General features: G+C 62.1%; 1 protein-coding gene. It reads right to left on the minus strand.

Going from position 1 to position 16,314, the window contains the following annotated elements; genetic code table 11:
• Positions 1 to 13 precede the first annotated feature (13 nt).
• Positions 14 to 16,285, minus strand: coding sequence for an amino acid adenylation domain-containing protein (locus LVJ94_51455; GenBank protein WXB05303.1), 16,272 nt, complete (start codon positions 16,283 to 16,285; stop codon positions 14 to 16).
• Positions 16,286 to 16,314: the final 29 nt, after the last annotated feature.

Below are 16,314 nucleotides of genomic sequence, written 5' to 3' on the forward strand. Positions count from 1 at the left end.
CCGAGGCATGGCTTTACCCTTTGACCAGGCTCCACACCTGCGCGGGTGAAATGTTGCCCCAGGAGAATCCGACGCGGGCAAGGAGTCGCTCGGTCTTTTCATTGACCGTGACGACGTGGGTTTTGCTGCCCTCATCGAGCAACCCCTCGTGGAGAAGCACGGACGTCGCGGCCTGAGCGACCCCCGCCTCACCGAGGTGGTCCGCGAGCCACTGATAGAACGATGCGTCATCCATCAATTCGCATTGAGCGTTGGCCCGCGAAATACGCTCCACCTCACGAGGCTCGATGGACCGGTCGATGTGGTGCGTTTCATTGGAGAGTGAGCTCAAAGGCAGCAGCGACAAGATCGCCTTGCTCACTTCGTCGACTGGACAGAATGATTGATTCAACGCTCCGCTTCGAATGCGGCCCAGCGCCGAATAACTCCTCAATCTCTGCACGAACCCGCTGTCGTCCGCGTTCTCCTGGAACTTGTGCGACTGCGAATCGGGAGCGAGAAAGCCGACGCGGAAGATGTTGCTTACGAGGCCGTGCTGCCTTAGTTCAATCACAGCCTTTTCCGCTTCGAGCTTCGTACGAACGTAGTGGTGCGGCGTCACCTGTCCGATGTCGCAATCGAACTCGGTGAAAAGAGCATGGGTCCTGTTCGGGATTTCACCAGCGCCCACGGAGGTCGTCGAGACCATGCTGAAGTGGGCGGATGCTCGGCGAGCCAGCGCGATGACGTTCTTCGTCGCCTCCACATTGGCAGCATAAAAAGTCGATGGGTCTCCGTAGTGCTTCGTCAGCGCTGCGCAGTGGAGTACGCAATCGATGGTTCGTCCGCGCGCTTCGAACGTCCCGCGATCGAGTCCGAGCATCGGTTGCGACAAGTCGGAGAGCAAGAGGATGATTCGGCGCTGGAACGCTTCGAACGTTCCCGGCCCAAAGTAGTGCGCGCCGCGGGACGTTATTCGGTCCCACGCCTCCTGAAGGTGCTTAGCGCGCACCGTGAGGTGGATCTTCGCATCGGTGTTGAGCAACAGATCGCGCAGAAGATAGCAGCCGAGGAAGCCCGTCGCTCCCGTGAGGAGAATATTTCGATAGGATTCCTCGCTTCCGAGCGCCACCGTTTCGTAGAGTCGCGAACGTTCGCGGTAACGCGATAGATCCGCCTCCAGCTCCGGACCGTCGAAAGGTACTCCCTCATCTCCATTGCGAGTCGATTCGATGCGGGCTGTTAGTCGCCGTTGCAAATCGCCCCGCTGCATCGGGAGCTCACGCGCGAGCGCACGTGCCGTTCGGAGGCGAAAGAGATCGTTTGCCGTGATTCGGAAGTCGCTCGCGAGCGCGGCGACCACGGCCACGGCCTTCATCGAGTTTCCACCAAAGGCGAAGAAGTCGTCGTCGATGCCGAGGTCCGAGCTTCCGAGAGATTGCGCGAAGGCCGCGACCAGTAGGGCCTCGGCTGCGTTCCCGGGCGGCACCACGACGCGTTCTCGTGGCTGCACCTCCGGTTCGGGAAGGCGTCGCTTATCCACTTTGCCACTTGTCGTGAACGGCAGCTCTTGGAGCTGAATGATCGCGGATGGAATCATATAATCCGGCAGCTTGCGCCCAATGGCTTCGCAAATTACTCCGTCGGTCACGTCCTCGGATGCGACGTAATACCCGCACAGTATCTTATCTCCAGCCGCGTCCTCTCGGTCCACCACGACGCACCCTCGTACGCCTGGAACTTCTAGGATCGCCTGCTCGATCTCTCCAAGCTCGATCCGATATCCGCGGATCTTGACCTGACCATCGATGCGTCCAAGAAATTCGATGTTTCCGTCGTCCAACCAACGTCCAAGATCGCCCGTGTGATAGAGCCGATCGCCGCTTGCAAGCAAGCTCGAGACGAACTTCTTTGCGGTCATCTCCGGATTTCCGAGATACCCGCGTGCGACACCCTTACCCGCGAGACATATTTCGCCGGGGACACTGGGTGGACAGAGCTGTCCGAAGGCATCCAGAATGAATACCTTGACATTCGCGTTGGGCTTGCCGATGGGAATGTTATCGTAGTGAGCATCGACGGTGAAGTTCGTCGCAGACACGGTGAACTCGGTGGGGCCGTATTCGTTTATGACGCGAAACGGTGTCTTCGAAACCCGGCGCAACCGGTCGCCTCCTAGGACGAGCCGGCGCAAGGTCGTCTCGCTGCTCGATGCGTCGTCGCGCTCGAAGACGCGTATGAACTCTTCACCGATCGGTGTCGGGAGAACCGCGCCGGTCACGCCGGATTGTTGGATCCATCGCGCGAGCCCGGGAGGCGAGAGCCGAATCTCCTCCGGCACGATGTGAAGCTCCGCACCCGAGCACAGTGCCGGAAATGTCTCGATGATAGACGCATCGAAACCGACGCCCATGTACTTCGAGAGGCGGTCCGTTTCACTAAGGCCGTACTCGGTGATCGCGTAGTGGATGGTGTTGAGCAGGGACCCATGCTCGATGCAGACTCCCTTCGGACGTCCCGTGGAGCCCGACGTGTAGATGACATAGGCGAGATCGCTCGGTTTGACGTTGAGAGTGGGCGGGCCACTTACCGGACCGTCGAACAAATTGCGTCCGAGGACGAGGCGTGCGCCCGGCCAGTCCAAATCGGCATCAAGGCCGCGCACGGTGAGCAGAACCAGCGCCCCGCTATCGCGCAACATGTACTCGAGGCGTTCGCGTGGATAACGATGATCCAGCGGAAGAAATGCCGCGCCGGCCTTCAACACGGCCAGCTCGGCGAGGATCAACTCGCGCGACGGGGGCGTCAGGATGGCCACGATCGATTCGCGCTGCACCCCCAGATTCGTGAGACGTTGCGCCAATGCGTTCGCGAGCGCGTCGGCCTCTGCATACGTATACGATTCGTTGCCATGCACCAGCACGCGATGGTCCGGAAAGCGCGCAGCCATTCTCTCGAACATGTGGTGAACCGCGTCCTCGCAAGGAAAGTCGACCTCTGTTCGATTGAAGTCGATTTGCACCAACTGGCGATCATCTGCCGTCAGAATCGACAGAGCGTGCAGGGGACTCTTGGGGTTTACCACGATGTTCTCGAGCAAAGTCGTGAAGCAGCGCAAGAATCGTTCGACCGTCGAGCGGCGGAAAAGGCACGTCCGATACTCCATCACGAGTCGCAACCCGTCGGGGCTCTCGTCGGCGATCAAAGATAGATCGCTCTTGGCAATACGGTGTGGCATCGAGCAGGGCGACAGAAGCTCCTCAGAGCCGTCTCGCCGCGAATCGGTACTCTGCAGCGCGAAGAAGACGTCGTATAGCGGGTCGTGCCCTGCGCGCCGGCCGTTACAGACGAGCTCCACCAGATCGGCAAAGGGAAAGGCCTGATGGTCCAATCCTTCGATTGTCCGCTCCGACACTTCCAGCGCGAATTCAATGAACGAGCGTTGTGCAAATGGCCGATTCGAGAACACCAGGGTATTGACGAACATGCCCAGCACGCCGTGCATGTCGGGGTGCCAGCGCCCCGAGACGGGCGTCCCAACGGCAATCTCCTCCTGCCGGGTAAGTCGCGACAAGAGCACGTTGAACGCCGCCAGAAGCAGCGAGTAGAGCGAAAAACCGTGCTCTTGGGCAAGCACGCGCAATTCGCGCAGTATCTGGGGCGAAAGATCAACCTCCAGCGCCTCGCCCTCTGAGGTGAGGACGCTCGGGCGTGGATAGTCCGTCAACAGATCGAGCGCGGGCACACCTTCGACGAAGGCGCGATGCCAGTACTCTTGCTGCTCCGAAAGGCGAGATACGGCGGCTTCGTTTCTCTCCCAGAGTGCGCAGTCGATGAGATCGCACGTCAGTTCACCGAGCGCGCCGCCACGAAGAAGTGTGGTCAGCTCTTGGAGTAGAATGCCCAGCGACGCGCCATCCGTCACGATGTGGTGCATATCGAAGAATAGATACGATGAGCGCTCCGTCTCGATCCACGCCACGCGGACCGCCGGTGCCGACAAGTCGAAAGGCTTCACGAGCGCGAGCAGCATTTCATCGCGCAACGCCTCCGTCGTCTTCCGTTCGTCGAAGTGAAGCGTGGCAGACGGCGCGACGCGAACGCGAACCTCGGCGCCATCGAGGAAGAACGAGCAGCGGAATGCATCGTGGCGGTTGGCCAGATGGGCCAACGCAAGGGCCACATTCTCCTTTCCCACGGTCGGTGAAACCGAAAAGAGCGTCGGAACGTTGTACGCAATGCTTTCGCGGTCCATCTGCTGGAGAAGGAACATCCGCTTTTGCACCGACGACGCCGGATACGATTCGGCCGGCGACCGCCTTGCGATCACGCCGAGCGAAAGCTCCTTTTCTCCCCCCGTGATTCGCTTTGCCATGGCGCGAATGGTTGGATGTCGGAAGATGTCGCTCACTCGGAGGTCCATTTGGAATTCGCGGTAGACTTCGCCGGCCAGTGCAATGGCCCGCAGTGAATGACCGCCTAAATCGAAGAAATTCGCGGTGACGCCTATTTTCTCCGCGCCTACCCCGAGCACGTTCGACCAGATGGATACCAACTTGTGCTCGGCCCCGGTCGTGGCGGCCACGATCTCCTGCGATCCGCTTTGCTCGACCGCGGGCAACGCCTTTCGGTCGACTTTGCCGTTCGCATTGACCGGAAGAGCATCCAGCTGACAGAAATGCGCTGGGACCATGTAGCTCGGGAGGCTTTTTTCGAGCTCGTCACGGACGAGGGGCTCGTCCATCATGGTTGCAGAAACCACGTACGCCACGAGGTACGTCGTCCCCACTTCGTCCGTGGCACCGATCACGACGACGTCCTTGATTCCCTCGATTGCGAGGAGCGCTTGCTCGATCTCACCCAATTCGATTCGGAATCCACGTACCTTGATCTGCGTATCGCTCCTTCCTAGGTACTCGAGATTCCCGTCGGGTAGCCAGCGCGCATTGTCTCCCGTGCGATACATCCGCTCGCCAGGCTGGAAGGGGTGCGATACGAACTTTTCGCTCGTCAGCTCGGGACGATGAAGATAGCCCCTAGCCATGTTTTTTCCGGCGACACAAAGCTCACCGGTGACGCCAATCGGGCAGAGTCGGTCGTGTTTGTCGAGCACCAGGATCTGTGTGTTCCAAACGGGCTTACCGATCGGAATATTCTCGTAAGGCCGAGTGACCTCGAACGCTGCCGTATAGACCGTGTACTCCGTGGGACCGTACGCGTTGACGATTCTCCAGGGGGTAGGCCGATAGCTGCGAAGTTTTTCACCTCCGAGCGTCAAGACCCGCAGTGAGCGGTTGTCCGTCATGCGGATGAAGTGCTCACCGAATTGAGTGGGCAAAAACGCCACTCGAACATTGTTGTTCTCGAAATACGCGCTCAACCCTTTCGGAGACAGACGTAGTTCGGCGGGCACGACCACGAGCGTCGCCCCGGCCACGAATGTTGGGAACAACTCGGAGATCGACGCGTCGAAGCTGAAACCTGCATATCGTGAAATGCCGTCAGTCGCCGCCATTTCGAAGTAATCGACATACCAATGTGAGAGATTCTGAAGGCTGCGGTGTTCAATCACCACGCCTTTCGGCTTCCCACTCGATCCGGAGGTGTAAATGACGTAGGCGGCATCTTCGGCCGCGGGCGGCACGACGGGGGGGCGAGCAGCATCCGAGCACGCGGAGAGCCGCTCGAGCTTGAGGCGCTCTCCTGAGAATTCGATGTCCTCAGCCAGGTTGTTTCGAGTCAGCAGTGCCCGCGCTTGGCTGTCGGCGAGCATGTAGCTTTTTCGCGCGGGAGGAAGATCTGCGTCGATGGGAAGGAATGCCGCGCCGCTCTTGAGCACGCCGAGGATGGCGGCGGCCTGCTCCGCACACGCATCGAGCACAATGGCGACGATATCGCCCTTTCCGATGCCGAGTCCGAGCAACCACGAGGCAACGGCGTTGGCGCGGTGATTTAGCTCGGCATAGCTCCAGCGAAGCTCGCCGAAGATGACGGCCGTCGCATTTGGCGTCCGATCCACCCAAGACTCGAACATCTGATGCGCCGTCGCGAACTCGGGCAACGCATGCTCGGTGGCGTTGAAGTCGACGAGAAGCTGCTTCTTCTCGTCGGCCGTCAAGATATCCAGCGATGCAAGGGGCTGCGCTGGATCGCGCAGTACACTACGAACCAGCGTCGCAAAATGCCTGGCCAGGCGTTCCACGGTGGCCCGTTCGAAGAGCTCCGTCGGATACTCGAACATGAACTCGACCCCGGCGCCCAACTCCGTAGCGGTCAGCGTCAAGTCCATCTTCGCCGTTCGATGCGCGAAATTGAGAACGTGAAGCTTCACGTTCCCCGCGTCGATGACCCCCGTATCGCGCGTTGCAAAGGCGAACATCACGTCGAAGAGCGGATTGCGCCCGGCGGGGGCGTGGGCTCCCAGGTCGTTGATCAAATCCTCGAGCTGGTACTCCTCACGCGACAGGAAGTCGATCGACGTCTTCTTCACCTCGGAAAGAAAGTCGACGAACGTACCCTGGTGCGGAACGCGCGCGCGCCAGGGGATCGTGTTCACGAACATTCCCACCAAGTTCTGAATGTCGGGGTGAACGCGGCCCGAAGACGGCACGCCCACGACCATGTCGTCGGACCCACTGATGCGCGACAGAAAGACGAAATAGCACGAGAGCAGGGTCACGAAGAGCGTCGCATCCTGGCTGCTCGCGACGCGCGAGAGCGCGCTGTGCTCCTCTTTCGAGAGGCGAACGACGACCACGTCGCCCTCGTTGTTGCGCACGGCGGGCCGTCGGAAATCGCAGGGAAGCTCGAGGAGTGGCGGCAACGTTGCGTACTGATCCATCCAGAATTGCCGTTGCTCCAAGAGCCTTTGGCGGTGTTCCGGAGTCTGCTGCCATACCGCGAAGTCGGTGTAGTTGATCCGCAGCGGTGCGAGAGGCGCGGCGCGAATGATATCGGCGACTTCACGCCAGAGAATCGAGTTCGAGTACCCATCGACGATGATGTGGTGCATGTCGATCACGAGCAGCTCGTCGCCGTTCGTACGCTGCACCAGCCACATGCGTGCCAAAGGCGCTACGGCCAGATCGAAGCGCTGCATGAGGCGAGCCGCCAGATCGTTGACGTGTTCGTCGCTCTCGATGACTTGAAGCGAAAAGGGAACGCTTGGCACGACACGCTGCACGGGCTCGCCCGACTCGATCGCGAACTCCGTGCGAAACGCTGCGTGCCGCTGGAAGAGCGCTCGGACGACTTCCTCCAAGCGCTCGCGGGTGACCCGGCCTTCGACCGAGAAGACCGTGGGGACGTTGTAGAAAATGCTCTCGGGATTGGCCTGTTGGATCGCAAAGAGCCGCCGCTGAACGGACGACATGGGATAGTGAGCCCGCGCGGCCACGCGAGGAATGGGAACGATGCCCTCTTGCTTGCGACTGCCGACGAGGGACGCCAGGTCCCGTATCGTGGTGTGCTCGAAGACGTCCACGGGGTTTAGCCGCACACCGAATGCTTCGTGCATTCGGATGATGAGCGGCATCAGCAAAAGTGAATGGCCGCCCAGCTCGAAGAAGCTTCGCGTGAGCGGGGTGTGCGCCGGTTCGAGCTTGAGCAACGCCGCCCAGATCTGGACGAGTTTCTCTTCGGCATCGGATTGCGGCACATCTTCGTCGCCCATCGCCTCGAAGACCGGCTCCGGAAGTCGCTTTCGATCGACCTTGCCCGAAACCGTAAGCGGCAATTCTGGCAGAACGACGACGGCGTCGGGCACCATGTACGACGGGAGTGAGCGCGCGACGAAGTTGCGAATATCCGAGTGATCGCGTCCTTCTCGGATGACGACGTAGGCACATAGACGCTTGTCTTCACCGTATGCCAGCGCGGTGACGGCCGACTCGACGACCGCGGGGTGCTTGAGGAGCGTGGCCTCGATCTCCCCGAGCTCGATCCGGAAGCCGCGAATTTTGACTTGATGGTCGATGCGCCCCAGGAAATCGATGGTCCCTTCGGGGGTCCATCGGGCGATATCGCCCGTCTTGTAGAGGCGATCGCCCTCGACGAATGGATTCGCGCCGAAGCGTTCGGCGGTGAGCTCCGGATTGTTCAAATAGCCCCGCGCCACGCCCGCGCCACCGATGTACACCTCGCCAGGGACGCCGAGCGGGGCGAGGTTCTTCGTCCAATCGCCGATGTAGATTCGCGTATTGGCAATGGGGCGCCCGATAGGCAATCGTTGCCGCCCGTAATCGTCGCTGGTGACCCGATGGCGGATCGAATGAATCGTGGTCTCCGTGGGGCCGTAAATATTGTAAAGAGTCCTCCCTCGAGACCACCGTTCCGCCACCGCCACGGGGAGAATGTCGCCGCCGACGGAGATGGACTTGATGGGCAATGGCCCCTTTGGATGCCAGCCGAAGAGAAAGAGCGGAACGGTCGCGAAGTACGTCACGCCCATCGCCACGACGAAGCGTTCGAGCGCATCGTGGTCGAGGAGCGTCTCTTTCGTGGCGATGACCACGCGTCCACCCGAGATGAGTCCGACGCCGTACTGGTCCACCGAATAGTCGAAGGTGTACGACGAGAACAGAAGGCATCGGTCTTCGTGGGTGAGCCCGAACGCCTCCTTCGTGGACAGAAGCACGTTGACGAGGCCTCGATGCTCGAGGACGACGCCCTTCGGCCGACCCGTCGAACCCGACGTATAGATGACGTACGCGATGCTCGTGGGCTCCGCACGCGATTCGAAGGCAACGGACGCCGTCCAATCGATGGAGTCCCAGCGAATCACGAGCTCCGGCTCGAGCCCGAAGGTCTCGCTCTCCGCGACCAAGAAGCGCGCGTTGCTGTCGGCCACCATGAGCGCGACGCGTTCTCGAGGCGCTTCGGGATCGATGGGCAGATATCCGGCGCCCGCCTTCATGATCCCGAGAATGCCGATCATCATGTGCCGCGAACGCGGCATCGACAGGGCGACGACATCGCCTGTGCGAACGCCCGTCGAAGCCAGCCTGGCGGCAAGTATGGACGCGCGCCGGTCGACCTCCTGATAGCTCCACTCCTCTTCGCGGTCGGCCACGGCAATGGCGTTCGGTCGCTCGCGAACATGGGTCAAGAAGAAGTCGACGAGGGTCTTGTCCGTGGGGAATGGCTTCGCCGTGCGATTGAGCTCCTCGAGGAGCATCTCGCGCTCCCACGCGGGCAACATGCGAAAGTCACGGATCTTGGCTTGAGGCTCGCGGGCCGCTTGTTCGAGAATGCTTCGGAGGTGTGCGAGGAATCGCTCCGCCGTGGCGCGCTTGAAGAGCTTCTTCGCGAATTGAAGAGAGACCTTTTGGCCCTTCTTCGTATTTTGAACGCGTATCGATAGATCGAATTTGGCCGTGAGCGCCGTTGCGGGGATTTCCTCGCGCACGAGGCTCGACGCGGTCACGTCGACGATTCCCTCGTCGTCCCACGCAAAGACGACGTCGAAGATCGGATTGCGCGCGGGGTCGCGCCTCACGGCCAAGTCGGCGACCAGGTCATTGAGTTGGTACGACTGCCGCTCGAAGGCCTCCAGCGCCTCGGTGCCTACTCGGACGCAAAAGTCGAAGAACTCCTCGTCCGCCTGCAGTTGAAGCCGCACGGGGACGGTGTTGACGAACATTCCGACGAGCTTCTCCATCTCGAAGGAGTGCCGCCCCGAGGCCGGAACACCGATGACCACGTCGGGCGTGTTGCCCAGCCGCGACAGGACGAGCGCCCAGGCTCCGAGAAAGACTCCGAGCGGGGTAAGCGCCCGCGCCTTGGCACGCTCGAGCAGCGGTGCGCTGGTCTCCGCCGGCAGGGCCATCGCGACCTCGTCCCCCTCGAACGAGAAACGCGGCGGGCGCGAGAAGTCGTAGGGGAGCTCCAGCGGCTCCGGCCGATCCGCGAAGCGGCCGAGCCACCACGCTTTCTGCTCTTCGCGCAGGCTTTGACCTGCCGCGCTCCGCTCCCACCAGACGTAATCGGCGAACGTCGGCGCCGGCGCGGCCGTGGCGCGACCGTGGTAGAGCGCTTCGAGATCCTCGATGAGCAGCCGAATCGAGAGTCCGTCCGCCACGATATGATGGATATCGATGGCCAATACGTTCTGCGTTTCGGTGCGCAGCAGCAGGGCGCGCATCAGGGGGGCGCGCGACAAATCGAACGGCGAAACGAAGCTCTCGAGTGTGACGCCGAGGTTGGCATCATCGACATCCCGTCGCTCGACGGCCAGCCGCGCCTCGGATGCGAAATGCTGCATCGGCATTCCATCGACGGTCGAAAACGACGCACGCAGGGCGTGGTGACGGGATACCAATTCGCCCAGCGCGCGCTCGAGCCGATCGAGATCGACCTTCGGATCGAGCGTCCATGCCGACGGAATGTTGTACGTGGTACTCCACGTGGCCAATTGGTGCACCGCGAAGATGCGACCCTGCGACGACGTCAAGGGCAGCGGGGTGCCCTCCGGGGCGCGTTCCCAAGCCGCCTCCGTACGCCGCGATTCCGGAGCATCGGCCTCCACCTGCCGCGCGACATCGGCGACCGACGAGGCTTGCAGGAACTGCGCAAAGCGCAATTGCAGCCCCTTCTCCCGATAGATGACCGAAAGGAGACCGGCCGCCTTCAGCGAGTGCCCGCCGAGGTCCAGAAAGCTTGCGTCGACGCTGATCGATGCTTCGGGGAGCCCCAGCACGTCCGCGTAAATGCGACGCACATCGGATTCCGTTTCGTTGCGGGGCGCGACGACTGCGGCGACATCGAGCTCGATCGCGGGCAAACGTCGCTTGTCGACTTTCCCATTCGCGGTCAGAGGGATCTCGTCGAGGCGCACGATCCGATTTGGAACCATGTACGTCGGCAACGTTTGCCGGAGGGCCGTTTTCCAAGCGTCTTCCGCCTCGCCCGAGGGCCCCGTGACGAACGCCACCAAGGTCACGTCACCGGAGACGTCCGGATTCGCGCGCGCGATGACCGTGGCCTCTCGAATACCCGGAAGCGTCATGAGCGCTTGCTCGATCTCACCGAGTTCGATGCGGAACCCGCGCACCTTGACTTGGGTATCGATGCGCCCGACGAATTCGATATTCCCGTCTTCCAACCAGCGTGCCAAATCGCCGGTTCGATACATGCGACGGCCGGGGACGTAGGGGTCGGCGACGAACTTCTCGCTGGTCAAGTGCGGCTGGTTGAGGTAGCCGCGCGCAACGTTCTTGCCGGAAATATGGATCTCTCCGGGAACCCCAACCGGACAAACGCGACCAAGTTTGTCCAAGATGAAGATGGAGGTATTCCATAGTGGCTTTCCTATGGGAATGTTGTCATACGGCCGATCGAGCTCGAAGGTCGTCGCGCAAACGGTGCATTCCGTCGGGCCATAGATGTTGAGGATCGTGCAGCGGTCGAGCGGAATGTTGCGAAGCTTTTCGCCGCCGAGTATCGCCGCCCGCAGCACGTGTTTCGTCGCCTGCTTGAGGAACATTTCCCCGAAGGCCGTGGGGAAAAAGGCAATCGTTGCCCGGCAGCGCGCCAAATAGTCGTCCAGCTCGTCGAGCGAGAGTCGAATCGAGCCGGGGACGATTGCCAGGCAGGCGCCGGAGATCATCGCCGGCACCATCTCGCAAATCGACGCGTCGAATCCGAAAGCGGCATACTTTGCGACGATGTCGTCCGGCGTCATCGTGAAGTAGCCGACTTGCCAGGACGAGAAATTGAGCAGATTGCCGTGTTCGACGAGAACGCCCTTGGGCTGGCCCGTCGAGCCCGACGTGTAAATGACGTACGCCAGGTCGCCCGGCTCGCTATTTCCTTGCGATCGAAGCTCGCGTGCCGCACCCAAGTCGGCAATGTCGAGGATCGGCCCCGAGTAGACCTCACGCAGACCGTCGGCACGATTTGTACTGGTTACGAGGACACGCGCTTGGCTGTCCTTGATCATGTACTGTTGGCGCGCCGCGGGATAGTCCGGATCGATGGGCATGAAGGCCCCGCCGGCCTTGAGAACGCCGAGCAAACTGACCAACATTTCCGGGCAGGGCTCGAGCAAAATACCCACGATCGTGTCGCGCCCCACCCCGTGCTCACGGAGAAGGTTCGCAAGCGCGTTGGCCTTCGCGTCGACCTCCGCATAGCTCCAGGACACGTCGTTCATGACGACGGCGGGCGCGTTCGGACGCTCCCGCACCTGCTGCTCGAAGAGCTCGTGCACCGCGCGCACGGGGGGGAGGGCGTGCTCGGTGTCATTGAACCCGTAGAGCAGCCGCTCTCGTTCCTGCGCGCTGAGCGTGTGAAGCTCGCCCAGTCCGACATTTCCGTCTCGGAGAACGTGGGAAATGATGCTGGTCAGGGACTCGGCGAATCGCTCGATCGAGGCGCGTTTGAACAAATCGGCCGAGTACTCGAAGCGCAAGGCGTAGCCGCTCGGCGTATCGCGGACGACGAGCAAGAGATCCATGGGCACCACCTGCTCACGGATGTACCGCTCACGCAGCGTGGAGGTTCCGACGGTGTACTCGTCGAGTGCCCACTTCTCGTACGCGATCATCGTGTCGAAGATGGGATTGCGCCCGGGTGCCGGAGAAAGGCGCAAATCCTCGACCAAGTCTTCGAACGGGTACTCGCCATTGCGGAGAGATTCGCGAATCAGCTTCATGCTCGAACGGAGAAGCTGGGCGAAGCTCTGGTCACGCTCGATGCGCGCGCGAAATACCAGGGTGTTCACGAACATGCCGATGACGCGCTCGAAGCCTGGATGCGGGCGACGCCCCGCCGTGGGGTATCCAAACACCACGTCCGGGCTTCCCGTCATGCACGAGAGGAAGATGGAGTACGCCGAGGAGAAAAACGCAAACGGCGTCGACTCGTTCTGCCTCGCAAAGGCTACGATGTCATCGGACACGTCCCGCGGCAGGAAAATCTCCAATTCGTCCGCGGTCTGCTGGCGCGACAACGGACGGCGGAAGTCCTGAGGCAGATCGAGAACGGGAGGCTCGTCGTGCAGCAAGGTCGCCCAATGCGCGCGCGACTGGGCAAGGCGCTCGCGCCCCGCATCGCTCGTGAGCCATGCCGCATAATCGAAATAGCGCAGCTCGAGGTCCGGCAGGGTGCGCCCTTGGAGCAAGTCCACGAGCTCGTCCATGATCACTTGCACGGACGTCAGGTCGGTCACGATGTGGTGCACGTCCACCGCGATGAATCGCAGCCGCGCCCCCTCCACGAACACCGCCGCGCGGAAGAGCGGCGGGTTTTCGAGTCGGAACGGCCGCACGAACGCGGCGGACGCCGCCTCGACGCCTCCTTCACCGAGCTCGTAGCGTTCGAGCTCGACCCGCGGATTGGTCGCGACCTTCGCCAGGATCTGCCCCTCTTGAAAGAAGAACGCCGTGCGGAGCGACTCGTGGCGTTCGACCAGGGTCCTGCACGCATCGGCGATGCGCGGCTCCGAGAGCTCCGCACTTTCGCCGTGGATCTCCCAGAGTTGCGGAATGTTGTACGAGGTACTCCGCGGGTTGCCTTGCTGAATGACGTACATGCGCCGCTGCACGGAGGTGGCGGGCATGGCGAGTGCGGCGTCGGTGCGCGGTCCGAGCGCACCCTGGTCCGGTGCGGCCGCTGCGATTTCGGCGGCGATGCTGCGGATCGTCGGCGCAGTCGCAAGGTTCGTGAAGCGCAGGACGATGCCAAGCTTCTTCTGCACGCGCGCGACCAAGTCCGTTTGGAGCTTGGAATCGCCGCCGAGCTCGAAGAAGCTTTGCGTGACGCTGATTTTGTTGGGCGCGATGCCGAAGATCTCGGCCCATAGGGCGCGCAGTTCGAGCTCGATGCGATTGGCCGGCGGATCGACGACGCCGACTTCGAAGCTGGGAGCGGGAAGGGCGCGGCGCTCGATTTTTCCGGCGACGCCCCGCGGGAGCGCAGGAAGCTGCACGAAGACGTCCGGAATCATATGAACCGGCAGCGTCTCCGCGAGGAAGGCTTGGAGCTCCTCGGGCGCGAGCGAACGGCTCGCCGCCAAATGGCCATAGAGACGCTGCGTGCCGGCATCGTTCCGCACGCTCGCGGCGACTTCGATCACACTCGGATGGGCCAACAGCGCGGCTTCGACTTCACCCAACTCGATGCGAAAACCGCGAATCGTGACCTGACTCTCGGCGGAGCCGAAAAACTCGATGCTTCCATCGGGAAGCCAGGCGACGATGTCACCCGTTCGGTACATCCGCTGCTCGGTCGAATCGACGTCCGCGAGGCTGGGGCGCCCCGGCACGAATTCGCTCGTCCGATACATATTCTCGGCATCGGCCGTATGCGGATCGGGGATGAACCTCTCGCGCGTGAGGTTCTCGTTATGCAGATATCCGCGGGCAAGACCGGGACCTCCGAGATACAATTCGCCACGGACGCCGATGGGGACCGGACACCCTCCCCAATCGAGGACGTACACACGCGTCATGCCGATGGGCCGCCCGATGGGGACGCGGTCCGTCATCTCGAACGCGCCGGCTTCGTCGAGATCGACGAGCGAGGCGGTGCTAACCCGTGAGCTACTGACCCGACCGAGGCTGGGGGAACTGAGGCTCGGGGAGCTGATATTTGGAGAGCTGAGATTCGTAGAACTGAGACGGGGCGTGCTTAGGCTTGGAGAGCTGAGATTCGTCGTGCTGAGTCGCGCGGTGCTGTTGTCTCGCCGCTCGACGGGATTCACGAGATGACGGAGCGCGCCAACGGTGGCTTCGGTGGGGCCGTACTCGTTGTAGAAGCGTACGTATTGGCTCCACTCGCGGGCGGTGGCGACGGGGCACGTTTCGCCGCCGACCACTACGCGTTTGAGCGCCGGAAGAACCGTGGCGGAAAGCCCCGCAAGGACCGAGGGTGTCGCATCGAGGTGCGTGACGCGCTCGTTTTGGAGCACGCGGGTCAAACCGCCGGCATCGAGCACGGTTTTTCGATCGACGAGCACGAGCTTCGCACCGCTCATCAACGCGAGCCAGATCGACTGAATGGACGCGTCGAACGTGTACGACAAAAGCAAGATGAGCGCATCGCTGCTGCGCACACCAAAGTCTTCCTTCAACGCAATCAGGACGTGAACGACGTTGCGATGCTCGATCAGAACGCCCTGCTGCGCCCTCGTGGACCCCGACGTATAAACGACGTACGCGAGTCCGTCGGGCTCCGTGCGGCCCACGGGTCTGCGGGCGGGCTCTTGGCGCGGCCTCTCGAGAATCTCGTCGACGCAGAGGATCTCACACCCGTGCGCGCTTCGTTCGAGACGCGGCTTGAGGCGCGACACGGTGAGCACGACTCGGGCCCCGCTGTCGTTCCGCACGTACTGAACGCGTTCCGCGGGGACCTCGGGGTCCACGGGCAAACACGCGCCCCCGGCCTTGAGCACCGCGAGAGTGGCCACGATCATCTCGAAGGACGGCTCGTGCACCAGCATCACGACGGCGTCGGGGCCGACACCGCTCGCAATCAACCGCTGCGCCACGGTATTGGAGCGCGCTTCGAGCTCCGCATACGACATGGTCTTGCCCGCGAACGCGAGGGCAATGGCGTCGGGCGTCTGATCGGCTTTTGCTTCGAAGAGCTGGTGGATGAGAAGATGCTTTGGCCAGTTGAACGCGGGCAACGAATATTCGGCGAGGAGCGAGGCCGCGTCGCTCTCGCTGAGCAGCGGGACGCGTGCCACTTCGATCCCGCCATTCCCCGCCACGGCGCGCAGGACTTGATGGAACGTGCGCGCCATTCGCTCTGCCATTGGCGCGGAAAAGAGCGTCGTGTCGTACGTCAGCTCGAACCCCGCATCCGAGGAGCGGACATGGAGATCTCCGCGCGGGTCCCCCTCGCCAAAGCTGACATCGAACAGGGGCGCGCGCGCGGGATCGAGCTGAAGATCGAGGGCGCCGAGCAACTCGCTCATGGCAACGGGTCGATGCCCCGCGCCCTGCTGCACGAGTGCATCGAGGCGGGTCACCAGCGCGAGGAAGCTCTCGTTCGCGTCGAGATGGATCGCGAGCGGTGCAACGTCGCCGTTCAACCCGACCCCGAGCAGGAAGTCTTTCGTGCCGGCAACCTTGCCAAGGAAAATCGAGAACGCCGCCAAGTACACGGTGAAGGGCGACGTCGAGCTCGCCCGTGCGTGGGCGGCCAAACACTGCGCCAGCTCGGAGGAGACGGGGTTGAGGATTCGTGCGTACGATGGATTGCGGATCAGCGGGCGCGGCTGGTCGCACGGAAGCTCGAGAGCCGGGGGCCGCTTGGTCAGCGATTCCAGCCAATAGGAAAGGCTTCGTCCATTCGTCGACATGATGAGTCTCCACTAAGAATCACCGCGAC

The sequence above is a fragment of the Sorangiineae bacterium MSr11367 genome (genome assembly GCA_037157805.1).
Taxonomy (GTDB): Bacteria; Myxococcota_A; Polyangia; order Polyangiales; family Polyangiaceae; genus Pendulispora; species Pendulispora rubella.